The 23,889-nt window shown below is 69.6% G+C and carries 25 protein-coding genes; 2 read left to right on the plus strand and 23 right to left on the minus strand.

From position 1 onward, the window contains the following. Window positions 1-36: 36 nt before the first annotated feature. The 19 genes from ACNI3K_RS07565 to ACNI3K_RS07655 all read right to left on the minus strand — a co-directional run bounded on the left by ACNI3K_RS07565 (window position 37) and on the right by ACNI3K_RS07655 (window position 16,417). Entirely contained in the window at window positions 37-363 is a 327-nt protein-coding gene (locus ACNI3K_RS07565) for a DUF2469 domain-containing protein (RefSeq protein ID WP_419391270.1), read from the minus strand. A gap of 61 nt (window positions 364-424) precedes the next feature. Continuing rightward, complete coding sequence (gene rnhB / locus ACNI3K_RS07570; RefSeq protein ID WP_419391271.1) at window positions 425-1,126, minus strand: ribonuclease HII; 702 nt, start codon at window positions 1,124-1,126, stop codon at window positions 425-427. Further along, window positions 1,126-1,752 (minus strand): signal peptidase I, encoded by a 627-nt coding sequence (gene lepB, locus ACNI3K_RS07575; protein ID WP_419391272.1) that lies wholly within the window; start codon window positions 1,750-1,752, stop codon window positions 1,126-1,128. Before lepB ends, rnhB begins: the two co-directional genes overlap by 1 nt. Window positions 1,753-1,843: 91 nt before the next feature. After that, the gene (rplS, locus tag ACNI3K_RS07580) at window positions 1,844-2,191 is read right to left on the minus strand and encodes a 50S ribosomal protein L19 (RefSeq protein ID WP_419391273.1); all 348 of its coding nucleotides are present in this window, start codon (window positions 2,189-2,191) and stop codon (window positions 1,844-1,846) included. A gap of 167 nt (window positions 2,192-2,358) precedes the next feature. After that, window positions 2,359-3,039, minus strand: a complete 681-nt coding sequence (trmD, locus tag ACNI3K_RS07585; protein WP_419391274.1) for a tRNA (guanosine(37)-N1)-methyltransferase TrmD — start codon at window positions 3,037-3,039, stop codon at window positions 2,359-2,361. Between the two features lie 2 nt (window positions 3,040-3,041). Next, entirely contained in the window at window positions 3,042-3,581 is a 540-nt protein-coding gene (rimM, locus tag ACNI3K_RS07590; protein WP_419391275.1) for a ribosome maturation factor RimM, read from the minus strand. A gap of 114 nt (window positions 3,582-3,695) precedes the next feature. Beyond that, entirely contained in the window at window positions 3,696-3,926 is a 231-nt protein-coding gene (locus ACNI3K_RS07595; protein ID WP_419391276.1) for a KH domain-containing protein, read from the minus strand. Window positions 3,927-3,928: 2 nt separating this feature from the next. Continuing rightward, window positions 3,929-4,513 carry a 30S ribosomal protein S16 gene (gene rpsP, locus ACNI3K_RS07600; protein ID WP_419391277.1) on the minus strand — a complete coding sequence of 195 codons (585 nt, stop codon included), beginning with the start codon at window positions 4,511-4,513 and terminating at the stop codon, window positions 3,929-3,931. Between the two features lie 159 nt (window positions 4,514-4,672). Next, window positions 4,673-5,326 carry a hypothetical protein gene (locus ACNI3K_RS07605; protein ID WP_419391278.1) on the minus strand — a complete coding sequence of 218 codons (654 nt, stop codon included), beginning with the start codon at window positions 5,324-5,326 and terminating at the stop codon, window positions 4,673-4,675. Between the two features lie 74 nt (window positions 5,327-5,400). Further along, entirely contained in the window at window positions 5,401-6,171 is a 771-nt protein-coding gene (locus tag ACNI3K_RS07610; RefSeq protein WP_419391279.1) for an FAD:protein FMN transferase, read from the minus strand. A gap of 3 nt (window positions 6,172-6,174) precedes the next feature. Next, a complete protein-coding gene (locus ACNI3K_RS07615) occupies window positions 6,175-6,600 on the minus strand; it encodes an FMN-binding protein (protein ID WP_419391280.1) in 426 nt (141 codons plus the stop codon). 4 nt (window positions 6,601-6,604) lie between these two features. Continuing rightward, a complete protein-coding gene (locus tag ACNI3K_RS07620) occupies window positions 6,605-7,960 on the minus strand; it encodes a ferredoxin reductase family protein (protein WP_419391281.1) in 1,356 nt (451 codons plus the stop codon). A 118-nt stretch (window positions 7,961-8,078) separates the two neighbouring features. Beyond that, complete coding sequence (locus ACNI3K_RS07625) at window positions 8,079-9,161, minus strand: amidohydrolase family protein (protein ID WP_419391282.1); 1,083 nt, start codon at window positions 9,159-9,161, stop codon at window positions 8,079-8,081. Continuing rightward, entirely contained in the window at window positions 9,161-10,753 is a 1,593-nt protein-coding gene (gene ffh, locus ACNI3K_RS07630; RefSeq protein WP_419391283.1) for a signal recognition particle protein, read from the minus strand. The genes ACNI3K_RS07625 and ffh overlap by 1 nt, the downstream gene beginning before the upstream one ends. Before the next feature lie 588 nt (window positions 10,754-11,341). After that, the gene (locus ACNI3K_RS07635; RefSeq protein WP_419391284.1) at window positions 11,342-13,138 is read right to left on the minus strand and encodes an HD domain-containing protein; all 1,797 of its coding nucleotides are present in this window, start codon (window positions 13,136-13,138) and stop codon (window positions 11,342-11,344) included. Between the two features lie 19 nt (window positions 13,139-13,157). Then, window positions 13,158-13,496 carry a P-II family nitrogen regulator gene (locus ACNI3K_RS07640; protein WP_419391285.1) on the minus strand — a complete coding sequence of 113 codons (339 nt, stop codon included), beginning with the start codon at window positions 13,494-13,496 and terminating at the stop codon, window positions 13,158-13,160. Between the two features lie 2 nt (window positions 13,497-13,498). Further along, the gene (locus ACNI3K_RS07645) at window positions 13,499-14,752 is read right to left on the minus strand and encodes an ammonium transporter (RefSeq protein ID WP_419391286.1); all 1,254 of its coding nucleotides are present in this window, start codon (window positions 14,750-14,752) and stop codon (window positions 13,499-13,501) included. A gap of 156 nt (window positions 14,753-14,908) precedes the next feature. Next, window positions 14,909-16,024 (minus strand): signal recognition particle-docking protein FtsY, encoded by a 1,116-nt coding sequence (gene ftsY, locus ACNI3K_RS07650; protein ID WP_419391287.1) that lies wholly within the window; start codon window positions 16,022-16,024, stop codon window positions 14,909-14,911. A 24-nt stretch (window positions 16,025-16,048) separates the two neighbouring features. After that, a complete protein-coding gene (locus ACNI3K_RS07655) occupies window positions 16,049-16,417 on the minus strand; it encodes a hypothetical protein (protein WP_419391288.1) in 369 nt (122 codons plus the stop codon). A gap of 131 nt (window positions 16,418-16,548) precedes the next feature. Here ACNI3K_RS07655 and ACNI3K_RS07660 point away from each other — a divergent pair, with 131 nt between their 5' ends. Next, window positions 16,549-17,850: a hypothetical protein gene (locus ACNI3K_RS07660; protein WP_419391289.1), complete on the plus strand. Its 1,302-nt coding sequence runs from the start codon at window positions 16,549-16,551 to the stop codon at window positions 17,848-17,850. Here ACNI3K_RS07660 and smc read toward each other — a convergent pair whose 3' ends face one another. The 3 genes from smc to ndk all read right to left on the minus strand — a co-directional run bounded on the left by smc (window position 17,851) and on the right by ndk (window position 22,610). Further along, a complete protein-coding gene (gene smc, locus ACNI3K_RS07665; RefSeq protein ID WP_419391290.1) occupies window positions 17,851-21,408 on the minus strand; it encodes a chromosome segregation protein SMC in 3,558 nt (1,185 codons plus the stop codon). 67 nt (window positions 21,409-21,475) lie between these two features. Then, window positions 21,476-22,090 carry a TIGR00645 family protein gene (locus tag ACNI3K_RS07670; RefSeq protein WP_419391291.1) on the minus strand — a complete coding sequence of 205 codons (615 nt, stop codon included), beginning with the start codon at window positions 22,088-22,090 and terminating at the stop codon, window positions 21,476-21,478. Window positions 22,091-22,190: 100 nt separating this feature from the next. Continuing rightward, window positions 22,191-22,610 (minus strand): nucleoside-diphosphate kinase, encoded by a 420-nt coding sequence (gene ndk / locus ACNI3K_RS07675; RefSeq protein ID WP_419391292.1) that lies wholly within the window; start codon window positions 22,608-22,610, stop codon window positions 22,191-22,193. A 106-nt stretch (window positions 22,611-22,716) separates the two neighbouring features. On the opposite strand from ndk, the gene ACNI3K_RS07680 reads away from it, so the two are divergent. Next, window positions 22,717-23,226, plus strand: coding sequence for an adenine phosphoribosyltransferase (locus ACNI3K_RS07680; protein ID WP_419391293.1), 510 nt, complete (start codon window positions 22,717-22,719; stop codon window positions 23,224-23,226). Between the two features lie 28 nt (window positions 23,227-23,254). Here the strand turns inward: ACNI3K_RS07680 and ACNI3K_RS07685 are convergent, their stop codons facing one another. Continuing rightward, window positions 23,255-23,815: a dihydrofolate reductase family protein gene (locus tag ACNI3K_RS07685; protein ID WP_419391294.1), complete on the minus strand. Its 561-nt coding sequence runs from the start codon at window positions 23,813-23,815 to the stop codon at window positions 23,255-23,257. Window positions 23,816-23,889: the final 74 nt, after the last annotated feature.

The following is a 23,889-nucleotide window of genomic DNA, read 5'->3' on the forward strand; positions in this document are numbered from 1 at the left end:
CAGACTATGCAACGAAAAGTCAAATGGTCCGAGGCGTCAGCGGGACCTCAGGTGTCTGATGTCGGGAATCGCGTCGTCGTCTGTCGAGAGCTCCTCGATGTTGACGTCCTTGAAGGTCACCACCCGCACGTTGCGCACCAGCCTCGCGGAACGGTAGACGTCCCACACCCAGGCATCGGTCATGGTCACCTCGAAGTAGACGTCGCCGCCCGAGGCGCGCACCTGCAGATCCACCTTGTTGCACAGGTAGAAGCGCCGCTCCGTCTCCACGACGTACTGGAACAGGCCCACCACATCGCGGTACTCGCGGTAGAGGGCCAACTCCGCGTCGGTCTCATAGCTCTCGAGGTCGTCGCTGCTCACCGGACCATCTTGGGTCACAGACGGCGTTGCCGCTCATCCGGCGCGCCGGGGGCACCCCGGCCTAGACCGGCAGGCGCCAACTCCTGCGATGAAGCGGCGTCGGCCCCAGGGTCCGGATCGCCTCGAGGTGGCCCGCCGCGCCGTAGCCCTTGTTTGACTCCCACCCGTACTCCGGGTGGTCGGCGTGCGCCGCGGCCATCAGCGCGTCACGCTCGACCTTCGCGATCACGGAGCCGGCGGCGATGGAGGCGCACAGTCCGTCGCCCTTGATCACCATCGTCACCGGTGGCAGCGGCTTCGCGGGGAGTGCCGATGCGGTTGCTGGGTCGTCGAACAGCGCTGGGTTATCGAACAGCGTGGCCGGCGGCGCGGTCAGCCAGTCGTGCTTTCCATCGAGCAGCACCGCGTCGACAGTGAGCCCTGAGTCCACGATCTGGGCCAACGCGCGCAGTCCCGCCAGCCGCAGCGCGGCGATGATGCCGTGCGCGTCGATCTCTGCAGGGCTCGAGTGACCCACCGCCCGCGCCAAGCCGAAGCCTGTGCCAGCGAAGGTGCCGAGCGCATCGGCCATTGCGACGCGCCGTGCGTGGTTCAGCTCCTTGGAGTCCGCGAGCCCCTCGGGCCAAGAGTCGCATCGGCCGACCGCGCACACGCCCACCGTCACGGGCCCGGCGAGCGCTCCCCTGCCCACCTCGTCGACACCGGCGACCACGTGAGCACCTGCGTCCCACAGCGACGCCTCATACGTGAGCGAGACGGACATCAGTCCTGGACGGCGTCCGGGTCTTGGTACGGGTTGCCCAGCGTCTGCCACTGCTGAAGCGGCCACACGGTGACGAACGCGGTGCCGACGATCGAGCTGATCGGCACGGAGCCACCGCCGGGGTTGCCCTGGTGAGCGCGGGAGTCGGCCGAGTTGGGGCGGTTGTCGCCCATCATCCATACGTAGCCCGGGGGCACGGTCGTGGAGAAGTCTGTCTCGGAGGGGGACACGTCCTCCACCAGGTACGGCTCGTCGAGCGGCTCGCCGTTCACCAGCAGGCGGCCCTCGTCGTCGCAGCACTCGACGGTCTCGCCGGGCAACCCGACCACCCGCTTGACGAGGTGCTCGCCCGCGTCCTCGGGCAGCAAGCCGGTGAAGACCAGCAGGGTCTTGCCGGCGGCCTCGAGAGGGGAGTCCTCCGAGTCGTCGACGGGGTTGAGCCACCCGCCGGGATCCTTGAACACCACGATGTCGCCGCGGCGCAGGTCGAGCACGCCCGGACGCCACTTGGTGACGAGGATGCGGTCGTTCAGCTGGAGCGTGGGCTCCATGGAGCCCGACGGGATCCAGAACGACTGGAAGAAGAAGGTCTTGAGAATGAGCGACAGCAGCAGCGCGCTGACCACGATGACGAGGAGCTCTTTCCCCCACCCCCACAGACGACCACCGGCGGAGGGCTGCTGCCCGTCCGCCGGTGATTCGTCAGTGGTGCTGATGTCAGTTCTCGCGCTTCTCGCGGATACGCGCAGCCTTGCCGCGGCGGTCCCGGAGGTAGTACAGCTTGGCGCGGCGGACGTCGCCGCGGCTCACGAGCTCGATGTGGTCGATCGTGGGTGTGTGCACCGGGTAGGTGCGCTCCACGCCGACGCCGAACGACACCTTGCGGACCGTGAAAGTCTCGCCGATGCCGTGGCCCTGGCGACCGATGACGGCGCCCTGGAAGATCTGAATACGCGAGCGGGTGCCCTCGACGACCTTCACGTGCACCTTGACGGTGTCTCCGGGACGGAAGTCGGGAACGTCGTCGCGACGCTGGCCCGCGGTGATGTGGTCAAGCTTCTGCATGACTTATCTCTCCTCGCGCACGCCACAGGTCCTGCACGGTATCTGCCTTGCGGCATCTGATGGTTGCTGTGCGCAGCGGATTTCGCTCGACCCCCTGTGGCAGGCAAGAGCGCCGCACGCACCGACGACCGATTATGCCACAGCCGAGACTGCGACGGGAGCGATTCTCACGCCAGCAGGTCGGGCCGGCGCTCGCGCGTGCGATCGACCTGCTGTGCGTGGCGCCACTGCGCGATCTTGGCGTGGTGGCCGCTCAGCAGGACCTCGGGCACCTCGAGACCGCGCCACTGCGCCGGCCGCGTGTAGCTGGGGTACTCCAGCAGTCCGTCGGAGTGGCTCTCCTCGACGATGGACTGGGCGTTGCCCATGAAGCCGGGGATGAGCCGCGTGATCGCCTCGATCATCGCGAAGGCGGCCACCTCTCCACCGTTCAGCACGTAGTCGCCGAGCGACACCTCCGATACCTGGAAGCCCGCATCGGCGTAGTGCTGCGGCACGCGCGCGTCGATGCCCTCGTAGCGGCCACACGCGAAGACCAGTTGCGGCTCCGTCGCGAGCTCGGCGGCCTGGCGCTGCGTGAACCGCACGCCGGCGGGGCTCGGGATCACGAGATGCGCGCCAGGCTGCAGCACGTCGTCGAGCGCGGCCCCCCACACATCCGGCTTCATCACCATGCCCGCGCCGCCGCCGAACGGGGCGTCGTCCACGGTGCCGTGGACGTCGTGAGTCCAGTCCCGCAGGTCATGCACGTGGGTGTCGACGAGGGCGGCCTGACGCGCCTTGCCCAACAGAGAAACGTCGAGCACCTGGAAGAACTCGGGGAAGATCGTGACGACGTCGATCCGCACGCTTAAGCCGTCCCGTGGGTCTCGCCGGTGGCCTCGGGGGTCTCTCCGGAGAGCAGACCGTACGGCGGGGTGAGCGTCACCGTGCCCGCGTCGATGTCGACCTCGGGCACGAATTCCTCGACGAAGGGCACCATCGCCCGGTGACCGTCCGGCTGCTTGATGACCAGCAGGTCCTGGGCGGGCATGGACAGCAGGTCCACCACCTCGCCCAGCCTCTCCCCGTCGGGACGCATTGCGGTGAGGCCCACGAGCTCGTGGACGAACCAGGCGTCGTCCTCGTCAGACTCCTCGCCGTCGATCACGAGCTCGACCCCCCGCAGCGCATCGGCGTCCTCCCGGGTCGCAACCTGGTCGAACCGCACGTACCAGCGCCCGCCCTGGGTCCGCACGCTCTCCACGGTAAGTGGGCCCGCGGCCGCCGGCTCGGTCTCGAGGGCCTCTCCGGGCACCAGCCGCTCCTCGGGGATATCTGTGTGCAACTCGACGCTGAGTTCGCCCTTGAGCCCATGGGCGCGGCCGATGCGCGCGACGGTCAGTTTCATGGCACCAAGGGTACGGGGCCGGACCCGGCGCGCGTGCCGCGCACGACGAAGGCCCCCGCCGCGCGGCTTGGATTCAAGCGGTGCGCGGCAGGGGCCTCGGTCGTTGCGTTCGAACTAGTCGACGTCGACGATGTTCACCCTCACGTCATCGCGCGCGATGGCGTCGATGACGGTGCGGATGGCCGTCGCGGTGCGACCGCGGCGGCCGATCACGCGCGGCAGGTCCTCGGGGTTGACGACGACATTCAGTGTGGTGCCTCGGCGCCCGTCTCGCTCCGTGACCGTGACATCCTCCGGGTTGCGGACGATGCTCTTGATCAGGAACTCCAGCGCGTCGACGACCATTGCTACTTGTCCTCTGCTGCGGGCTCCGGCTCAGCCGGCCCGGTGGCCTCATCGGACGCGGGCGCCGCGGCGGCGGCGTCCTCGGCAGGTGCGGCCTCGGCGACTGCGGGTGCCGCAGCCTCGGACTCGGTCTTGGCGGCCTCGTCGGCCTCAGCCTTGGCCTTCTCGTCGGCCTCGGCCTTGGCGGCGGCGTCCGCCTCCTTCTTGGCCTTCTCGTCGGCGGCGGCCTTCTCGGCCTTCAGCTTCTCGCCTGCGTCGGCGTTGGCCTGGATCTGGTCGGCCGGCGACAGCTTGCCCGCGGCGACCTCGACGGTGCTCTTCGAGTCCTTCTCGCCCTTGAACGTGCCCCAGTCACCCGTGAGCGTCAGGAGCTTGCGCACCTGGTCGGAGGGCTGGGCGCCGACGCTGAGCCAGTACTGCGCGCGCTCGGAGTCGATCTCGATGACCGAGGGGTTATCGAGGGGGTGGTACTTGCCGATCTCCTCGATCGCGCGACCATCGCGCTTGGCCTTGCTGTCCATGACGACAACTCGGTAGAACGGGGCCTTCTTCTTGCCAAAGCGCTTGAGACGAATCTTTGCAGCCATGATGGCTTCTCCTTGTGTATTCGGTGTGAGCCGGCTCTCGTCGCCCGGGGAAAGGTGGGCGACGGTTGCTGGCAAGACGAATAGCCGTGGCGGGTAGAGGGCCGCTACGACCAGCACGCCATTATGCCAGAGTTCCCGCCGTGCGGGCAAAGCCCCGGCTCAGCTGGAGGACAGCCCTGCCACATAGGGCTGCACGACGGCCGTGACGAGCCCGTCCTCGACCCGCAGCCACAGTCCGCGGTGTTCGCCGCCGTCGCTCGGACTCGCCGCCTTCGCGAAGCCGGCGGCCGAGATCGGCTCCCACTGCGCGGAGGCGAGATACGCCTGCGCACCGTCGTCGATCCGCAGCGTGCGCTCGTGCACGACGTCATTGATGACGACGTGGTTGGTGAGCGCGGTCCGCTCGACCTCGCTGTCCGAGGCCCCGGCGTAGGCCTCGAACTGATCCGTGTCGGTCCCGTACACGCACGCGATATCGACGGTCACGTGCGACTGGTCGTAATCGACCACGAACGCGTACCAGTCGCCGTCCGGCAGGGACTCGGCCTCCTCATCGGAGCAGCCGGACCCCAGGGTGCCGTCCTCGCCCGCAGGTGCCGACATCGCGACGAGGTGATGCAGGCCTCTCGCCACCAGCGCGGACTCCGCGCCGGTGGACTCGGCGGCCGGGACCTCCACTACAGCGGAGGATTCGGACTCGATCGCGACCTCGGTCTGCGTGTGCGCGCCGTCGGTAGCCGCGGGCTCGCATGCTGCGAGCGCCAACGCGCCAGCGAGCAGCAATGCTCGCCGGGGATTTTTCATCGGTGCCATCGATTTCCCCTCGGCTCAGCCGTGTGTCCGACAATCTAGCGCATGAGAAAGACCCCTGCATCCCGCGCAGGTCCTCACCACCCGGGGCTCTGCTGGGAATGCACCTTTCCCTCGAGCACCCGCAGCACCAACACATCGAAGCCGGCGTCGAGCGCGAGCCGCAGCGTCCTCTTGCCCCCCGCGACGATCGCGGTCGCCCACGCATCGCACGCGAGCAGGTCTGTGCCGCGGACGCTGACCTGCGCGTAATGCCTGGCAGGCGCGCCCGTGCGCGGGTCCCAAATGTGACCGGCTCGGTGAGCCTCGCCGGAGGTGGCGAGGGCCGTTGCGGTGGTCCCGAGCGTCGTCGTGCTCACCACGGCCGGGTCAGCGGAGGCATCGTGGGCGGCGCGGGGGTCCGCGATGCCCACGCGCCACACGCCCTCGACTGGCCCGCGGCCCTGCACCACTACGTCTCCGGCGCAGCCCCACAGCCAGCCGCTGGCACCAAGCAGACCCCACCGCCATCGCGCGCGTTCCATCGCCCACGTCTTGACGATGCCGGTCGGATCGATCGCGCCGGAGGGACTGCGCGCGTCGAACGCTCCCCCGGTCTCGTCGCGGAAGCGCTCGCACAGGTCCATCACCTCGGCCACCGCTGGGGGAGCATCGGCCACGCCGCACTCACCGCGCGACAACCGTGAGATCCAGGATTCGCTCCGATAGGTGGAGAACACCTCGTCGGCCCAGCGGAGGTCGGACTCGACGTGAGTCATCACCGCATCGAGGGACTCCGGAGCGACGTCGCCTTCCGCCTCGAGGCGGAAGTCCATGGCCATCGCAGTGCTGGTGCGCGACAGGCTCATCCCCTACAGCCCGGCATCCGCGAACGCCGCCGCTGCGGACTCGGTGATGGCGGGCGACGTGTAGCTCGCTCCGGACACGTACTCCACGTCGCCGCTCTGAGCCTCGAGGATCCGTTCCTCGAGCTCCGGCAGCGCCATCGCGTTGACCTGGCGCGACTCCGCGGCATCGGTGCCGGCGACGGGGAACTCGACGTCCACTACCTCGCCGTCGACCACGTGCAGCCGCACCTGGTAGTCGCCCCGGATGTTCGTCACCACCGGTCCGTCGACCGTGATCGTCGAGCTCGACTCGTCTCCGCCGGGGCCGGCGGCATCGGCGCCCACACGATCTCCTACGGGATCCTCGATGGCGCTCGGCGCCGCCACCCAGCCTGCGGTCAGGATGACCGCCGACGCTCCTCCCACCATCACCGCTCGCGACGTCCTCATCGCCTCACCATCCGAACTCCTCGCGATGCACGGCGTCCCGCGGGATTCCCGCAGCGATTGCATCGGCCTCGACCTGCAGCGCCCACTCGCGCGGCCCGCAGATGTACACGTCAGTGTCGTCGCGCCGTTCCACCAGCGCTGCGATCGAGCCGGGCTGCTCGCTCGTGCCCCAGGTGCGTCCCCGCGCGCCCAGCATCAGCTCGAGACGCGCGCTGCGCTGCTGCGCGAGCTCTTCCACCTCGTCCAGCAGCGGCGCCTCGTCCCGGGAACGCGCGCGGATCACGACCGTCACATCGTCCTCGGGATCCGCCTCCTCGAGCAGCGACCGGATGGGCGTGACCCCGATCCCGGCGGCGATGAGAAGGAGTGAACCGCGAGCCCGAGCACCGTGCGTGAACACCCCGAGCGGACCCTCGATCATCACTCGCGTGCCGGGCTCGAGCGTCCGGATCCTGGAGGACCCGTCGCCCGACGCCTTGACGGTAATGCGAAGCCGGTCCCCAGGGGCTGCGGAGAGCGAGTACGGGTGTGACTGGGCGCGCAGCTCGGGGCTGAGGAACCTCCACAGGAAGAACTGCCCGGCATGGGCGCGCAGCCGCGCGAGGTCGCGACCCGCGACCGTGACCGTGGTGCTGCCGTCCGTGTGCGGGTCGACCGATTCGACGGTGAGCCCGTGTCGCCGCATCAGCACCAGGGGGCGCAGCAACCGGAACGCCACGAACGAGCCGACCGTCACCGTCCACAGCACAGCCCAGAACCACCACGCGAGTCCGCCGGAACGGAACGTGGAACCTTCCAGGAACTGATGCGGCACGGCGAACGCGACTCCCACGTACACCAGCATGTGAACGGCGTGCCAGCGCTCGTAGGGCACCCGCAGACGCACCGCGGCCACAGACGTCACGAGGACCACGACGAACGCCGCCGCGGCGATCTGCGCGAACAGCATGAACCAGCCGTAGTCGGCCCACGCCAGCGACTGCTCCGCGAAGGAGCGCCCGTCGTAGATGCCCGTCATCCACGTCATCAGCACCAGGTGCAGCAGCAGCAGGATGATCGCGACGGGGCCGATCCGGGTGTGCTTCGCGATCGCGCGGTCGTGGCCGATCGCGCGCTCCACCCATGGCGCTCGCGAGGCGAGCAGCACCTGCGTCATCATCAGCACGGCCGCGACGATGCCGAGCGCGCGTCCCAAGGTGTAGAACCAGTCGGTCGCCGTGGCGGCAAGCAGCCCGCCGGACGCGAACATGAGCGCGATCCCGCACGCAGCCGCGAGCCATATCGCGGCCTCGAGACCATCCGCCCACCAGGATCGGCGCGCGGCGGTGCGAGCGCGCACTCCCGTGGTCGTCGCAGTCACGTGTCTCCCTCAAGCAGTTCTGGTGCAAGGAACGCGGTCAGTATCCCCCGTGACACCTGGTGTTGTCGCCGGTGCTCCACCATTTCCCTCAGGCGCGACCAGCGTGCCGCGCCGCCGGTCAGGCGACCCGGGCACCCCGCAGCACCACGTGAGCGGGCTCGGCGAGCACCGAGATATCCGCACGCGGATCCTCCCGGTACACCACCAGGTCCGCGCTCTCTCCCTCGTCGAGGGAAGCCGCCCCGAGAAATGCCCGCGCGCGCCAGCTCGCCGCCGCCACCGCATCGGCCGCCGGGACACCCGCCGCCACCATCTCCGCCGCCTCCTGCGGGAGCAGCCCGTGCCCGAGCGTTCCCCCCGCGTCGGTGCCGACGAGCAGCGGCACGCCGGCCTCCCAGAGGTCGCGGACGTGCTCGTAGCGGCGCGCGTGCATGCGGCGCATGCGTGCCGCGTAGCGCGGGAACTTCACCTCGCCCGCGTCGGCGTACGCGGCGAACTGGTCGATCTGCAGGAGCGTGGGGACCACCGGGATCCCGGCAGCGGCTACGGCCCGCATGTGCTCCTCGGTCATGCCGGTGCCGTGCTCGATGCAGTCGATGCCGGCGTCGAGCAGGGGCTGGATGGCCTCTTCCGAGAAGGTGTGCACCGTTGCCCTGGCGCCCTCGGCGTGAATCGCGGCCAGCGCATCGGCCAGCTGGGCTGGGGTCCAGAGCGGGGCGAGGTCTCCCTCGTCGCGGTCGATCCAGTCGCCGATGAGCTTGATCCAGCCGTCGCCCTTGCGCGCCTCCTCGACCGCCACCTCAGTGAGGTCCTGCGGCTCGATCTCGCGGGCGTAGTGACGGAGGTATCGCTTGGGACGGGCGATGAACCGGGCGGCGCGGATCAGCCGCGGCAGATCATCGCGCTGGTGCACAAACGACGTGTCGAGTGGCGAGCCCGCGTCCCGGATCAGCAGGGTGCCGGCGTCGCGGTCCGCGGTGGCCTGCTTCGCCGCCAGGTCGCGGTCGGTTGCGCCACCCGAGTCGAGCCCGACGTGGCAGTGGACGTCTACCAGGCCCGGGATGACCGTCCCCGCGACCTCGGTGATCTCGCCCGCGTGCCGGGGCCTCTCGAATGTGATGCGCCCACCGACCACCCACGCCTCGCCACGGACGTCGTCATCCCCGACGACGACCGGCCCGGTGAGATGGAGAGCGGGCACTACTTGAGGTACTTGCTCAGGTCCGCGTCGACGCTGGACGGGTCGAAGTCCTGCTGCTGCTTGCCCAACCCGAAAGCGCTGCCCGGCTCGGCCTGCGCTGGCTTGCGGTTCTTGGCCGCCGCCTCCTGCTGGGCGCGCTTGGCGGGGTTGCCCGACTTGCCCTTGACCTTGCGCTGGGGAGCCTGCTTGCCCTTGGACTTCTTGCCGCCCGGCATCCCGCCCCAGGCGCCCGGCCCGCCGCCCTGACCTGGCAGCTGCGGCATGCCGCCGCCGTTGGCATTGATCGCGCGCATCATCTGCTGCGCCTGCTCGAACCGCTTGACCAGCGAGTTGATGTCCGCGACGGTCATGCCGGAACCGCGCGCAATGCGGGCGCGGCGAGAGCCGTTCAGGACCTTGGGGTTGTCGCGCTCGAGGGGCGTCATCGACTGGATGATCGCCTCGGTGCGCACCAGCTCGCGCTCGTCGAAGTTCTCGATCTGGTCGCGCATCGCGCCCATGCCGGGCAGCATGCCCAGCATCTTCTTCATCGAGCCCATGTTCTTGAGCTGCTGCATCTGCGACAGGAAGTCCGTGAAGGTGAAGTCCTCGCCCTTCGAGACCTTCTCCGCCATGCGCGCGGCCTCATCCTGATCGAAGGCCTTCTCGGCCTGCTCAATCAGCGTGAGGACGTCTCCCATGTCGAGGATCCGCCCGGCCATGCGGTCCGGGTGGAAGACCTCGAAGTCGCCGAGCTTCTCTCCCGTCGACGCGAACATGATGGGCCGGCCGGTGACCTCACGGACGGACAGCGCCGCCCCTCCGCGAGTGTCGCCGTCGAGCTTGGTGAGGACCACGCCCGTGAAGTCGACGCCCTGCTGGAAGGCGGTCGCGGTGGCGACGGCGTCCTGTCCGATCATCGCGTCGATGACGAACAGCACCTCGTCGGGCTCGAGGGCCTTGCGGATATCCGCGGCCTGCTTCATGAGCTCGGCGTCAACGCCGGTTCGGCCGGCGGTGTCGACAATCACCACGGAGTGCTGGCGCTGCTCGGCCTCCTTGAGGCCCTTCTTGGCGACCTTGACGGGGTTGCCGCGTTGCTTCTCGCCCTCGCGAGTCACTCCGGGCTCGGGGGCGAACACCGGGACGCCTGCGCGCTCGCCGACCACCTGCAACTGGTTCACGGCGTTGGGGCGCTGAAGGTCTGCCGCGACCAGCAGCGGCGTGTGGCCCTGCTCCTTGAGGTGGTGCGCGAGCTTTCCGGCCAGGGTCGTCTTTCCCGCGCCCTGGAGGCCCGCAAGCATGATGACCGTCGGGCCATGCTTGGCGTGCTTCAGCTGACGCGCTTCGCCTCCGAGGATCGCGACGAGCTCTTCGTTGACGATCTTGACGACCTGCTCGCCGGGGTTCAGCGCGCCGGACACCTCGACGCCGAGCGCGCGCTCGCGGATGTTGCCGGTGAACGTGCGGACCACGGACACGGCGACGTCGGCGTCGAGCAGCGCACGGCGGATCTCGCGGATCGTGCCGTCGATGTCCGCCTCGGTCAGCCTGCCCTTGCCCCGCAGGTTGCGGAAGGTGGATGTCAGGCGGTCAGAGAGGTTCGCGAACACAGGTGTCCCTTCGAGGAAATCGTGGCCTCCAGCCTACCCGGAGCGCGTCGGTGTCGACCGTCGTGCGCCCCGGCGGTGCCTCAGCCCCCGCGTTCGGCGCCTCCGGACACCGAGGCGGGGCTGTAGCGAAGCCCGCCACCGCATCGGCCGGCCGAACGGACGGATCAACTGAGCGCCGCCGTCCGACTCTCCGCCTGCGCGCGCGAATCCGCCACAGTTGATCCGGCCCGTCGGGAGGGGTGGGGGGCGCGGTGCGGGCGGGGGGCGCGGTGCAGGCACGATGCGCATGGTGCCAGCGAAACGGGAAGACGACCGGTGCACGGGCCGGCTCACGCTCCCCGGCTCAGGCTCCCCGCTTCCCGCACGCGTCTACGCGAGCACGCTCAGCCGGCCACCGCATCGGCCGGCCGAACGGACGGATCAACTGAGCGCACGCGTCCGACTCCCCGCCTGCGCGCGCGGATCCGCCACAGTTGATCCGGCCCGTCGGGCGGGTGCGGGGTGCGATGCGCGGGGTGCGGGTGGGGAGAGCGGGCCCGCGCTGCAGGGTGCCAGCGAAACGGGAAGACGGCCGATGCGCCGGCTGGCTCAGGCGCCCCGCTCGCCGGGCACGTCGGACGGCAGCAGCGCGCGGCGAGCGTTTCCGGTGAGCGTGTCGATCAGGCTGGCGCGCCACGAGGTCCAGGCCTTGGGACCCGCGGCGCGGGCATCGGCCTCGGTGAGTGCGCGCAGCGTGTCCAGCAGGTCCAGCCGGTGTTCGACCGCGTCGAGCAGCCGCGCCACCGTCGCAGGAGACGCGGGGTCCTCCTTCGTCGCCAGCGTGGCCAACGTGAGGTGCTCGCGTACCAGCAGTTGGAGATCCCGGGCGAACTCGGCGCGCAGGCCCAGCCTGGCCCCAATGTCCGGAATCAGCGCGGCGCCATCGACGGAGTGATCCGTGGCCCCGGGGCGCTTGCCGATGTCGTGCAGCCACGCGGCCAGCAGCAGCAGGTCGCCATCGGGGACGTGGCGCCGCTGCTTGCCAGCGAGGACCACCGTCTCCAGCATGTGGCGATCCACGGTGAAACGGTGCACGGGGCTGCGTTGCGGACGGTTGCGGACGCCTTCCCACTCCGGCACCCATCGCACGGCGAGGCCGTTCAGATCGATGGCCTCCCACACCGCGACGAGGTGCTGGCTCGAGCGCAGCAGGTCGCGCAGGTGCCCGCGCGCCTCCTCGGGCCATGGCTCGGGAAGCTCCGGGGTGCGAGTGAGAGCCATCAGCAAGTTCGGGGAGAATGTCAGCCCGGTCGTGGCAGCGGTAGCGGCGGCACGCAGAGGCATCAAGGCGTCGGTCTCGGGCTCGGCATCGGTCGCGAGGGCGAGTTCGCCGTCGACGTCGATCAGCCCGGGCGCCACCTCGACGTGCCGGGGGGCGATGCCACGGCGGCGCGCGCGCCACGCGCGCGAGCCGATGCCGGAGCGTTCCAGAGCGCGTCTCGCCCCGCGCTCAGTCGTGTCCAGCGCATACGCCACGGTGCGGCTGGCCTCCGCGAGCGACGCGAGCAGATCGTCAGGATCGTCGAAGCCCTGCAGCGCAGCCACCTCGTCCGCGATGTGCCGCCCGAGCACGTTCATGGGGCGGCCAGTGACGATCTGTATCGAGTCGCGCACGTCCTTAATGTGCGAGCCCGCGTCATCGACGGCGCCGTGCGGGCGGTCGGTCAACCAGGTCGCGGACAGCGCGGTGAGGCTCATGTGGTCGCGCAGGCCTCCGCGTGCCTCCTTGAGGTGCGGCTCGATGAGGTACGCCAGCTCTCCGTGGCGCTCCGCGCGCTGGCGCGATGCGGCCAGCAACTCGGGAAGTCGTTTGCGGGCGGCGGATCGCCAGTCCTGGTAGATGGCAGATCTGGCCTGCTGCGCGAGCGTGGCATCGCCCGCCACGGGATGCAGGTCCAGGAGTCCGGCCGCGGCAGCCAGGTCCTTCGAGGCCACCTGGCGGCACTCCGTGAGCGACCGCATCGAGTAGTCGAGCTCGAGGCCTGCGTCCCAGATGGGGTACCACAGGCGCTGAGCCAGCTCGGAGACCTGCTGCGTGGTGTGGGTGTGACCGTCGTGGATAAGCACCAGGTCCAGGTCGGACCACGGACCCGAATCGCCGCGGCCCAAGGAGCCGACGGCACCCAAGGCCACTCCCTCACCGAGTGGCTCGGCGGCGTCCCAGTGCTCGCGCAGCCGCGCGAGGGTCAGGTCCGTGATCGCGCGGCGACGCTCGGGACCCGTGACCCCTGCGGTGACGAGGGACTGAGCGAGTTCGGCCCGCTCACGCTTGAGGTCCCGCACCCCGTGGGGGTGCGGGACCTCAGCGTGCGGGCCATCGGAGGCAGTGCCCCTCTGACCCGTCATAGATGTAGAACGGGTCCGGTCAGAGGGCGTCGGCGCCGTGCTCGCCAGTGCGAACTCGAGCGACATCGTCCACGGGGACCGTCCAGACCTTGCCGTCACCGATCTTGCCGGTCTGCGCGGCCGAGACGATGGCCTCGGTCACGACAGCGGCGTCAACATCGTCGACGAGCACTTCCATGCGGGTCTTGGGCACCAGGTCCACGGTGTACTCAGCACCACGGTAGACCTCGGTGTGACCCTTCTGGCGGCCGTAGCCGGCGGCCTCGGAAACCGTGACGCCCTTGACGCCTGCGGCCTCGAGAGCTGCACGAACCTCGTCCACGCGGTGTGGCTGGATGATTGCGGTAACCAGCTTCATGATCAGATCGCCTCCTCGTAGGCAGTCTCGCCGTGCTCGGAGTAGTCGATGCCTGCGACCTCGTCCTCTTCGGACACGCGCAGACCCATCGTGTACTTAATGGCCAGACCGATGATCAGCGTAGCAACGGCGGAGTACGCCATCACGACCAGTGCAGCGATGACCTGCGACAGCAGCAGGCCTGCGCCGCCACCGTAGAACAGACCAGCGTCACCGAAGGCGTTCAAGTCCGTTGCGAACAGACCCACGGCGACCGTTCCCCAGAGACCGGCAACCAGGTGGATGCCGACCACGTCGAGCGAGTCGTCGTAGCCGAGCTTGTACTTGAGCCCCACCGCAAGAGCGGAGAGGATACCGGCGATGAAGCCGATGGTGATCGCACCGAGCGGCGAGACCGAGAGGCCTGCCGGGGTGATCGCGACCAGACCGGCGACGACACCAGATGCGGAGCCGAGCGAGGTGGCCTTGCCATCACGCAGCTTCTCCAGCAGGAGCCAGCCGAGCATACCGGCGGCGGTTGCCACCAGGGTGTTCAGCCAGATCTGGGCGGCGAACACGTCCGCCTCCCACCACGAACCGGCGTTGAATCCGAACCAGCCGAACCACAGCAGCGCGGCGCCGAGCATCACGAGGGTCAGGTTGTGCGGGCGCATCGGCTCCTTGCCGAAGCCCTTGCGCTTGCCGAGCAGCAGTGCCAGCACAAGCGCGGCCACACCGGCATTGATGTGCACCACAGTTCCACCGGCGATGTCCTGCGGAGCCGTCAGGTCGGCGAACAGGTAGTCCGACGTCAGCAGTCCGCCGCCCCACACCCAGTGCGAGACCGGCGAGTAGACCAGAACGGCCCACAGACCCGCGAACACGAGCCAGGCCGAGAACTTCATGCGGTCGGCGACCGCACCCGAGATCAGCGCGACCGTGATGATCGCGAAGGTGGCACCGAAGGCCGCCAAGATCAGGTCGAACTCGGATCCGTCAAGCTCTTCGGCAGTGGTCCCCGCTTGGAAGACCGACTGCATACCGAAGTCTGCTGCGGGGTTGCCGAACCAGCCGCCGACGGTGTCGCCCGCCGAGACCGAGAATCCGACAATGACCCATAGGACGCCGACAACGCCAATGGCGCTGAAGGACATCATCATCATGTTGAGCACCGACTTGCGACGCGACATGCCACCGTAGAACAACGCCAGTCCAGGCGTCATCAGCAACACGAGCGAAGCGGAAGTCAGCAGCCATGCAACGTTTGGGCTGTCCATAGTTTCGCTTCTCCTTGTATCCCTCGCCCGCTCGGCGAGTCAGGAGACACCCTTCCGCAGACTTGTTGCCCCTGAACCTCGGGCGTGTTTCCGTACGGTTACATCAGAGGGCTTGCGGTAAAAGGTGTGTTGCGCACGGGGAGAACCGGGAACTATTCAGACACCGAGCAGGCCGTCGACGAACTCCTCGACGTCGAACGGAGCCAGGTCATCGGCTCCTTCTCCGAGCCCGATGAGCTTGACGGGCACGCCCAACTCTCGCTGCACCGCCACCACGATGCCGCCCTTGGCAGTGCCGTCCAGCTTGGTCAGCACGATGCCGGTGACGTTTGCGACCTCGGCGAACACTCGGGCCTGTGCGAGGCCGTTCTGACCCGTGGTGGCGTCGAGGACCAGCAGCACCTCGACCGGCTCCTTCACCTTGGACACCACGCGCACGAGCTTGCCGAGCTCGTCCATGAGCCCAGCTTTGTTCTGCAGACGTCCCGCCGTGTCGACGAGTAGCACGTCGGAACCTTCGTTGCGCGCACGGTCGGCCGCCTCGAACGCCACGGAGGCCGGGTCCGCCCCCTCGCGGTCGGAGCGCACCACCGGCACGCCCACCCGGGCGCCCCAGGTTTCGAGCTGATCCGCGGCGGCGGCGCGGAACGTGTCCGCCGCAGCCAGCACCACGGTGCGCTTCTCGGCGACGAGCATGCGCGCGATCTTGCCGACGGTGGTGGTCTTGCCGACGCCGTTGACTCCCACGACGATGATGGGCTCGTGTGCGCCCTCCCCCGGCTCCCCGAGTCTCAGTGAGCGGTCAAGAGCGGGGTCGATAGTCTGGATCAGCTCGGCTCGCAGGATCGCACGCGGGTCGCCGTCGGGCTCGGCACGCAGGCGCGACTGCAGGCCCGCAAGGATGTCGTCGGTGGCCGAGGCTCCGACGTCCGCGAGCAGAAGCGTCTCCTCCAGCTCGTCCCAGTCCTCCTGAGACAGGGCGCCGCGCGAGAAGATCGCGAGCAGGCTCGCCCCGAGGCCACCGGCGAGCTTGGCGCGCAGCCGGGTGAGGCGCGAATCAGGCGCCTCCGGTGCCTCGGAGACGACGGAAGGCTCGGCCGATGTCTCACGCACCGGGGCATCGTCCGAGCCATACGGGGCGTAGCCGCGCTGCGACGGCGCGCCCCCGCGGCGACGGCTGCCTACGTAGGCGCCCGCACCGCCGAGCACCGCAACTGCGGCCACGATGACGACGACGAGGTCAGCGGAACCAGGGATCCATGAGACGTCCATGGCGTCAGTCTGCCAGGTGCGCGACTACTGGCGCGCGAGGCCCAGCTCGCCCGTGCCGGGACCGGTCTCAATCGCGTCGCCGGTGCCACCGAGGGCCGATGCGCGATCGGCGACGGCACGCGACGCCCTGGTTCCGGTGTCGGTCGCCCAGATCGCGACGCGGGTGCCCGGAGCGGGGCGATCCGGCGTCGAATCGACGTGGGCGACGAGATCCCAGTCCCCGCGCTCGTACGGCGCCTCCGCGAGGAAGTTCTGGAGGTCCCGTCGCGAGCGCACAGCCACCACGAACCGCGCGATATGACGGCCGCGACCCTCCGCCACCAGGGCAGCCAGCATCAGGCCGACGGCGAGCAGGATGGCGAAAGTCAGTGGGCCGATCATGGACGAGAGCATCAAGTCTCCTTTTGGGATGTTCAGGACAGATTGTGGCTCGCCGTCGAACTCAGATTCAACTCAGAAGCACTCAGAAGGGCGCGCCCGGCCGCGTCGTCTGCGGCACTGGATGGAGCGGCTACCCTCCCAGCATGGACAACGCGCGGCAGGGCCGAACAGTTGCTCTCTGGGCGACGGGAGCCGTGGTCGTGGCAGTCGCGCTGACGGCGGCGCTGCTGACGTTCGGGGGATCTTCCGAGCCGGACGAGCCCCTCACGAGCCCGACCGAGGCGAGCGACGGCTGCGATGGCGTCGAGGGACAGTCTATCGACCTCGACGAGCAGGTCGTGGACCCATCCCCCCGCACGTGCTTCGTTCTGGACGAGGCCGCCTCGGTGACCGTCGGAGCCGCGGCACTCGAGCCCAGCGACACCATCGAGCTCGCCCTATATGACGAGGACGGCGCGCAGCTCGGCACTGCGGCGAGCGCACCCGACTGGGACCCCGAGTTCACCGTCGAGCTCGCGGCGGGCGCCTACGCGATCGAGGTCACCGGCCTGGTGCTGGGCGAGGAGCCGCCGTTCCTGCTCTACACCGCGACGTTCACGCCCCAAGGGGACGGCGCGGCCGATGCGGGGGACGGCTTCGACACTGCGTCAGTTCCGCCAGCGCAGGCGTGTGGCGCCGAGGTCCCCGTCCTCGCCGACGACCAGCCGGTGTCCGTCGCTGCGGACAGCGCCGTGGACGACGCGACCCTCGACCCGAGCGCGCCGGGCGACATTCACTATGCGTGCGTCGAGGTCGAGCAGTCGGTGTTCGCGAAGGTCGGTGTCGCATCGGAGGACCCCGAGAGCGTGGACTCGCCGGACCTGACGATGGCGATCTACCGGGCGGCCGAGGACGACGGCGCGGCGACGCTGCTGCGCACGGCCGACGACGTGATCGGCTTCGACCCGGAGACCAGCCTCGAGCTCGAGCCCGGCACATACATGGTGGCCGCCAGCGCGTGGCTGGGCGGCGACACGGGAGCGCTCGAGCTCTACTTCGACGACGACGCGGACCTCTTCCGCCGCGGCGAGGCGACCAGCATGCACGCCGACGTCTCCCCTGACCTCTGCGACGACGCGCCCGCGGTGTCCCCCGGCGACACGCTCACCGTCGAGGGGGAGAACACCTACGTGTGCCTGGACAACGATGAGGATCAGCGGCTCACGATCCAGGCGGCGACACTGACGGACCAGGATCTCGTGCTCGAGATCCTGGGCCACGACGAGCAGCCGTACCGGCTCGCATGGGCCGACGGCAACCCCTACTCGGACGTGCTCGCCGACTTCGACCCGCTGCTGGACCAGACAGTGCCCGAGGGCCGGTGGATCATCGCAGTGACCACGTACTTCGCCGGAACGGCCGCAGACTACGACCTCAGGGTCGTCGAGGGCGGCGGAGGCGAGTAGCTACGCCGCACCCTCGTCCGTGAGCCGCTGGCTGATGACCGTCGTCACTCCGTCGCCGCGCATGGTGACGCCGTAGAGCGAATCGGCGATCTCCATGGTGCGCTTCTGGTGGGTCACGACGATGAGCTGCGAGTCTTCCTTGAGCTCGGTGAAGATCTCCAGCAACCGGCCCAGGTTGGCGTCGTCCAGAGCGGCCTCGACCTCGTCCATCACGTAGAACGGGCTCGGGCGCGCCTTGAAGATCGCGACCAGCAACGCGACCGCGGTCAGCGAGCGCTCGCCGCCTGACAGCAGCGACAGGCGCTTGACCTTCTTGCCCGCGGGTCTGGCCTCGACCTCGATGCCGGTCTCGAGCATGTTCTTGGGGTCGGTCAGCACCAGCTTGCCCTCCCCTCCCGGGAACAGCCGCGGGAAGATCAGGTCGAACTGCGCCTGCGTGTCCTCGAACGCCTCGACGAAGATTCGCTCGACCCGCTCGTCGATCTCCCGGACGATCTCCATGAGGTCCGCGCGCGACTTCTTGATGTCGCTCAGCTGGTCCTGCAGGAACTTGTGCCGCTCCTCGAGAGCGGAGAACTCCTCGAGAGCGAGCGGGTTGACCTGGCCGAGCTGCTTCATCGCGCGCTCTGCCGTGCGCAGGCGCTTCTCTTGGGCGTCGCGCACGAACGGTTCGGTGGGCTGCTCGCCATCCTCCCCTGGCTCGGCGTCGGTGACAGGGACGGGCAGGTGCGGGCCGAACTCCTCGACGAGCTTCGCCGGGTCCACCCCGAGCTCGTCGACCGCCCGCTGCTCGAGCTGTTCCAGCCGTACCTTCAGCTGGGCGCGGGCCACCTCGTCGCGATGCGACTCGTCCGTGAGCCGGCGCAGCTCGTCCGCGAGACCTTCGACCTCGCGGCGCACGTCGGTGAGGTCGCTGGTGCGCTCGGCGCGCGCGGCCTCGGCCGCTGCCCGGGCGTCATCCGCGTGGGCGACGGAGATGTCGATCGCCGCCAGCGCATCGGCCGCTCCCGCCATCACCTCGCGCGCGGCCTGGGCCTGACGCTCGCGCCTGCGCGCGGCCTCCTCGGCGCGGGCGCGGGCGTCCCGCTCGGCGTTGGCGGCGCGCTCGAGGCTTTCGGCCCTCGCCGCCAGTGCGCGGGCGCGCTCCTCCGCCGTGCGCAGCGCGAGCCGGGCCTCGGTCTCACGGGCGCGTGCCGCCACGGCCGCCTGCGCGTCCTCGTCGCGCTGGACCTGGGCGCCGGCGGTGTCGGATTCGGTCTGTTCGGGCTCCGCCTGGGCTGCCGCGAGCCGCTCGGTCATGCTCGCGAGTTCGCGCGACTGCTCGGCCATGCGCTCCTGCGCCGCGGCGATCTGGGTGTCCAGCCGCTCGCCGTCCGCACGCGCCGCCCTCGCGGACGCATTCAGGTGGCCGAGCTGCTCCGCGACCGCGGCCATGCGCGCATCCGAGTCGTTGAGGCGTTCGAGGGTGATCTCATGGCGGGTGCGGGCCTCGGACTCGCGCTCCTCGGCGCCGCGGATCTCGAACGTCGTGGACTCGACCACGGCCGCGGCCGCCTCGCGCCCCTGCCTGGCCTCGTCGAGCGCCGCCTGCATGTGCAGCACGCTCGGGGCGTCGCCGGCACCGCCGGACGCGCTCTTGGCGCCCAGCAGGTCGCCGCGGCGAGTGACCGCCACGACGTCGCGGTGCGTGGCCACGAGTGAGCGCGCGGCGGCCAGATCATCGACGACAGCGACGCCGGACAGGTGCGCGCGCACCGTGTCGACGATCCCCGAGGGGCCCGACACCAGGCTGGACGCCCATGCTGCGCCGTCCGCGAGCGCGACGTCCGGGTTCGCCACCTTGGCCTCGGGGTCCGCGACAAGGAACCTGGCGCGCCCCGCGTCCTCGTCGCGCAGCCACCGGATCGCATCGACCGCGTCCTCGACCGAATCGACGGCCAGCGCATCGGCCAGCGGGCCCAATGCCGCGGCGATCGCGTCTTCCGCCTCCGCGCTCACCTCGATCAGCGCGGCCACGGTCCCACGCACGGAGCGCGACCCTGCGGCCAGCAGTGCGCCGGCGCCGTCCTTGCGCGCCAGCGACAGGTCGAGCGCCTCGACCTTCGCCGCCCACGTGTCCCGCTCGCGCATCGCGGTGTTGAGTCGATCTTTGAGCTCCGCGAGCGTGGCCTTGGCCTCGTCCCACTCCTCGGTCGCGGCCTCGTGCGCGTCGTCAAGGTCCTCCTCGCCCTGCTCGACGGAGGCGACCTGGGTCTCGAGGTGCTGGAACTCGGTGGTGGCCTCGTGCGCGCGGCGCTGGGCGTCCGCCAATGCCTCGCGCAGCCGGCCGATCTCTGCCTCGGCCGATTCGACTCGCGAGCGCCGGGCGGAGACGTCACCCGCGAGGCGGGCGACCCCCTCACGGCGGTCGGCGACCGAGCGCAGCAGGTTCGCCAGGTGCCGCTCGGAGTCCTCGGCCACCTGCTCGGCGTCGCGTCGTTGCTGCTCGGCCTGCTCGAGCGCGGTCGCGGCGGCCGCGACCTCCGACTGCAGCTCCGCGGTCGCGGCGCGCGCACGCTCGAGCTGCTCGTCGAGGTCGACCAGGTCCGTCGGGGGCGCGTCCTGAGTCGAGTTGCCCAGCATGCGCAGGCGCTCCTCGGCCAGCGAGGACAGGTTGCGCAGCCGCTCGCGGATGGCGCTGAGTCGGTAGTACGTGTCGTTCGCCTTGGTCAGCGCGGGAGTGGCCTCAGCCGATGCGCGCTCCAGGTCGGCGAGCCGGTCACGGGCGGCGGCGAGCGCCTTCTCGACCTCGGCACGCCTCTCGAGCAGCGCAGACTCGTCCGCCTGCTCCTGCGAGAAGCGCGACTCGAGCTGAGCGATGTCGTCGGCAAGCAGGCGGGCCCGCGAGTCGCGCACGTCCACCTGGATGCGCTGCGCCTGGCGGGCGACCTCGGCCTGACGGCCCAGCGGCCCCAGCTGACGCCGCAGCTCGGCCGTGAGGTCGTTGACGCGCGTGAGGTTCGCCTGCATCGCGTCGAGCTTGCGGAGCGCCTTGTCCTTGCGCTTGCGGTGCTTGAGGATGCCCGCGGCCTCTTCGATGAAGTGGCGGCGATCCTCGGGAGTGGCGCGCAGCACCGCGTCCAACTGGCCCTGTCCGACGATGACGTGCATCTCGCGGCCGAGCCCCGAGTCGCTCAGCAGGTCCTGGATGTCGAGCAGGCGGCACGGAGAGCCGTTGATCTGGTACTCGGAGCCGCCCGTGCGGAACAGGGTGCGGGTGATCGTCACCTCGGTGTACTCGATGGGCAGCGCGCCGTCGGTGTTGTCGATGGTGAGCGACACCTCGGCGCGACCCAGCGGCGCGCGGCCTGCGGTACCGGCGAAGATGACGTCGTCCATCTTGCCGCCACGCAGCGTCTTCGCCCCCTGCTCCCCCATCACCCAGGCGAGGGCGTCCACCACGTTGGACTTGCCCGAGCCGTTGGGGCCCACCACGCAGGTGACGCCGGGCTCAAAATCCAGGGTGGTCGCCGACGCGAACGACTTGAAGCCGCGGAGCGTCAGCGTCTTGAGATACACGTGGGTGAGTCTAGAGGCTTCGTGCGGCGAGGCGACCTAGGCGGGCGGCCCCGCGACCGCATCGGCGCTATTTGGCGTCAGAGGCGGACACGTCCGCCTGATCCGTCAGGTACTCGGCGTTCAGGCTGCGCGCCTTCAACTTGGTGTCCATCAGCAGCGCCTGCCGCTTGGCACCCCAGTAGTCCATGATGGCGAACAGCAGCCCTGAGATGACGAAGGTGAAGTGCAGCCCGATGCGCCAGGCGACCGCCTCGTAGTCCATGGTCGTGTTCGGGTCCGCGGCCGCGACGAAGTCCTTGAGCAGCAGGATCACCGAGATCGCGACCAAGGAGCCGATGAGTTTCATCTTGAGGCCGGAGAAGTCGACCGTGCCCATCCACGAGGGACGATCCTCGGAACCCTCCGCGACCTTGATCTTCGACACGAAGTTCTCGTACCCGGCGAAGATCACGATGAGGATCAGGTTGCCCAGCAGCGCGATGTCGATGAGCGACAGCACCGACACTGTGACCTGGTCCGCCGACTGGCTCCACGAGAACGTGTCGATGATGTACCAGAGTTCCCCGAAGAACTTCAAGGCGACCACGACGAGGCCGGCGACCAGGCCGACGTACATGGGGGCCAGCAGCCATCGGCTGGCGAACAGGCTCCGCTCGAGCCCATCCTCGAATCCTGTGTGCACGCGTGTGTCCTTCAGGTCATGACGGGAGCGCGCCCCGGACGAGGCGCACTGGGGTGACGCGAGTGCAGGCCGACGACCGCATCGGCCGTCCTGCCAGCGACTAGAGAGAGGGGAACCAGATTCCGATCTCGCGTGCGGAGGACTCCTCGGAGTCCGAGCCGTGCACGAGGTTCTGGAGCACCTTCGTGGGCCACTGGCGGCCCAGGTCGCCGCGAATGGTGCCGGGAGCGGCGCTCGTGGGATCGGTGGCGCCGGCGAGGGAACGGAAGCCCTCGATCACGCGCTCACCCTCGGCCACGATCGCCAGGGTGGGGCCGGACAGCATGAACTCGACCAGCGGCTCGTAGAACGGCTTGCCGACGTGCTCGGAGTAGTGCTCGGCGAGCAGCTCGGGCGTCGCGGTGCGCAGCTCGACGGCCACGAGCACGTAGCCCTTGGCCTCGACGCGTCGCAGGATCTCCCCCGACAGGCCACGCTTGACGCCATCGGGCTTGACGAGGATCAGGGTGCGTTCGCTCATGCGGGCAAGCCTAACGGCACGGCCGATGCGCGGGCGGCACAGTGGGCGGCAGGTTGGGCGGCACAGTGGGCGGCAGGTTGGGCGCGGACTCTGGGAAGATGGGGGCGTGATCACGCTCGCGGACTTCGACACCCATCCGGACTTCCCCGTTCCGGGAATCCTGTTCTACGACATCAGCCCGATCCTCGCGGATCCGGTCCGATTCCGGGAGGCGTGCGACGCGCTGACACCCGAGCAGGGGTCGGTCGATGTTGTGGTGGGCGTGGATGCCCGCGGCTTCATCTTCGCGCCCGTGGTCGCGCAGACGCTGGGCGTGGGCATGGCGATGGTGCGCAAGAAGGGCAAGATGCCAGGCGAGCTGCTCGAGTCCGATGCGACTATCGAGTACGGCGCTTCCGAGCTGGTGCTCAGCCCTTCGGGGCTCGACGGCAAGCGCGTGCTGGTGGTGGACGACGTGCTGGCGACGGGCGGCACCGCCAGGGCCGTGGGCGACATGCTGGCACGCGCCGGCGCCGCAAGCGTGCGCTACGCCTTCCTGCTCGAACTCGCCGGACTGCCCGGGCGCGAGGCGCTCACCGGCTTCGAGGTCACCTCAGTGGTCGAGGTACCCGCGTAGCCGGGAGTCCCCGCTCGGCCGTGCCTGCTCAGTGCAGAACCTCGTATCGCAGCCACACCATGCCGTTCGCGAAGCGGCGTTCACCACGCAAAGCGAGCCGCTGGCTCAGCCCGTCGGGGAACATGCGCTGGCCGCCGCCCGCCAGCATCGGCGAGACGAACACCTGGACCTCGTCGATCAGCCCTAGCCGGAAGGCGCTCGCCGCCAGGGTCGCTCCGGAAACGGCCAGGTCGCCGTCGATGCCGTCCTTGATCGCCTGGACAGTGGCCCGGTCGAACTCGCGCTCGATGCGGGTGCGCTGCGTCGCGACGTCGTTCAGCGTGCGGGAGAACACGATCTTGTCCGCCCGCTGCCAGATCGCGGCGAACTCCGCGCTCTGGGGGCTCTGCGTGGCAATGTCGGGATCGGTCTCCCAGCCCGTCATCAGCTCGTAGATGCGGCGCCCGTACAGGTACGTGGACACGTCGCGTTCGACCCCGTTGATGAAGCCCAGCACCTGCTCGTCCGGCCGCGCCCACGCGAAGCCGCCCGTCGCATCGGCGATATAGCCGTCCAGTGACGAGAGGTACGAGTAGACCAGCCTCCCCATGCTCGGAGACTACGACCGCACCCGTGTTCCCGCCACCGCTCGGGATGCCGGTGCCGGTGGGGCTACTGGTCTGG

This window comes from Demequina ureilytica, from assembly GCF_048553575.1.
Classification (GTDB): Bacteria; Actinomycetota; Actinomycetes; order Actinomycetales; family Demequinaceae; genus Demequina.

Coding starts and splice junctions, on each gene's coding strand:
- rnhB (WP_419391271.1), bottom strand. CDS start 1,126: ATGTCCGTCTCGCTCACGTATGAGGCGTCGCTGTGGGACGCAGGTGCT.
- rplS (WP_419391273.1), bottom strand. CDS start 2,191: ATGCAGAAGCTTGACCACATCACCGCGGGCCAGCGTCGCGACGACGTT.
- rimM (WP_419391275.1), bottom strand. CDS start 3,581: ATGAAACTGACCGTCGCGCGCATCGGCCGCGCCCATGGGCTCAAGGGC.
- ACNI3K_RS07595 (WP_419391276.1), bottom strand. CDS start 3,926: ATGGTCGTCGACGCGCTGGAGTTCCTGATCAAGAGCATCGTCCGCAAC.
- rpsP (WP_419391277.1), bottom strand. CDS start 4,513: ATGGCTGCAAAGATTCGTCTCAAGCGCTTTGGCAAGAAGAAGGCCCCG.
- ACNI3K_RS07605 (WP_419391278.1), bottom strand. CDS start 5,326: ATGGCACCGATGAAAAATCCCCGGCGAGCATTGCTGCTCGCTGGCGCG.
- ACNI3K_RS07610 (WP_419391279.1), bottom strand. CDS start 6,171: ATGAGCCTGTCGCGCACCAGCACTGCGATGGCCATGGACTTCCGCCTC.
- ACNI3K_RS07615 (WP_419391280.1), bottom strand. CDS start 6,600: ATGAGGACGTCGCGAGCGGTGATGGTGGGAGGAGCGTCGGCGGTCATC.
- ACNI3K_RS07635 (WP_419391284.1), bottom strand. CDS start 13,138: ATGACGGGTCAGAGGGGCACTGCCTCCGATGGCCCGCACGCTGAGGTC.
- ACNI3K_RS07640 (WP_419391285.1), bottom strand. CDS start 13,496: ATGAAGCTGGTTACCGCAATCATCCAGCCACACCGCGTGGACGAGGTT.
- ACNI3K_RS07645 (WP_419391286.1), bottom strand. CDS start 14,752: ATGGACAGCCCAAACGTTGCATGGCTGCTGACTTCCGCTTCGCTCGTG.
- ftsY (WP_419391287.1), bottom strand. CDS start 16,024: ATGGACGTCTCATGGATCCCTGGTTCCGCTGACCTCGTCGTCGTCATC.
- ACNI3K_RS07655 (WP_419391288.1), bottom strand. CDS start 16,417: ATGCTCTCGTCCATGATCGGCCCACTGACTTTCGCCATCCTGCTCGCC.
- ACNI3K_RS07660 (WP_419391289.1), top strand. CDS start 16,549: ATGGACAACGCGCGGCAGGGCCGAACAGTTGCTCTCTGGGCGACGGGA.
- ndk (WP_419391292.1), bottom strand. CDS start 22,610: ATGAGCGAACGCACCCTGATCCTCGTCAAGCCCGATGGCGTCAAGCGT.
- ACNI3K_RS07685 (WP_419391294.1), bottom strand. CDS start 23,815: ATGGGGAGGCTGGTCTACTCGTACCTCTCGTCACTGGACGGCTATATC.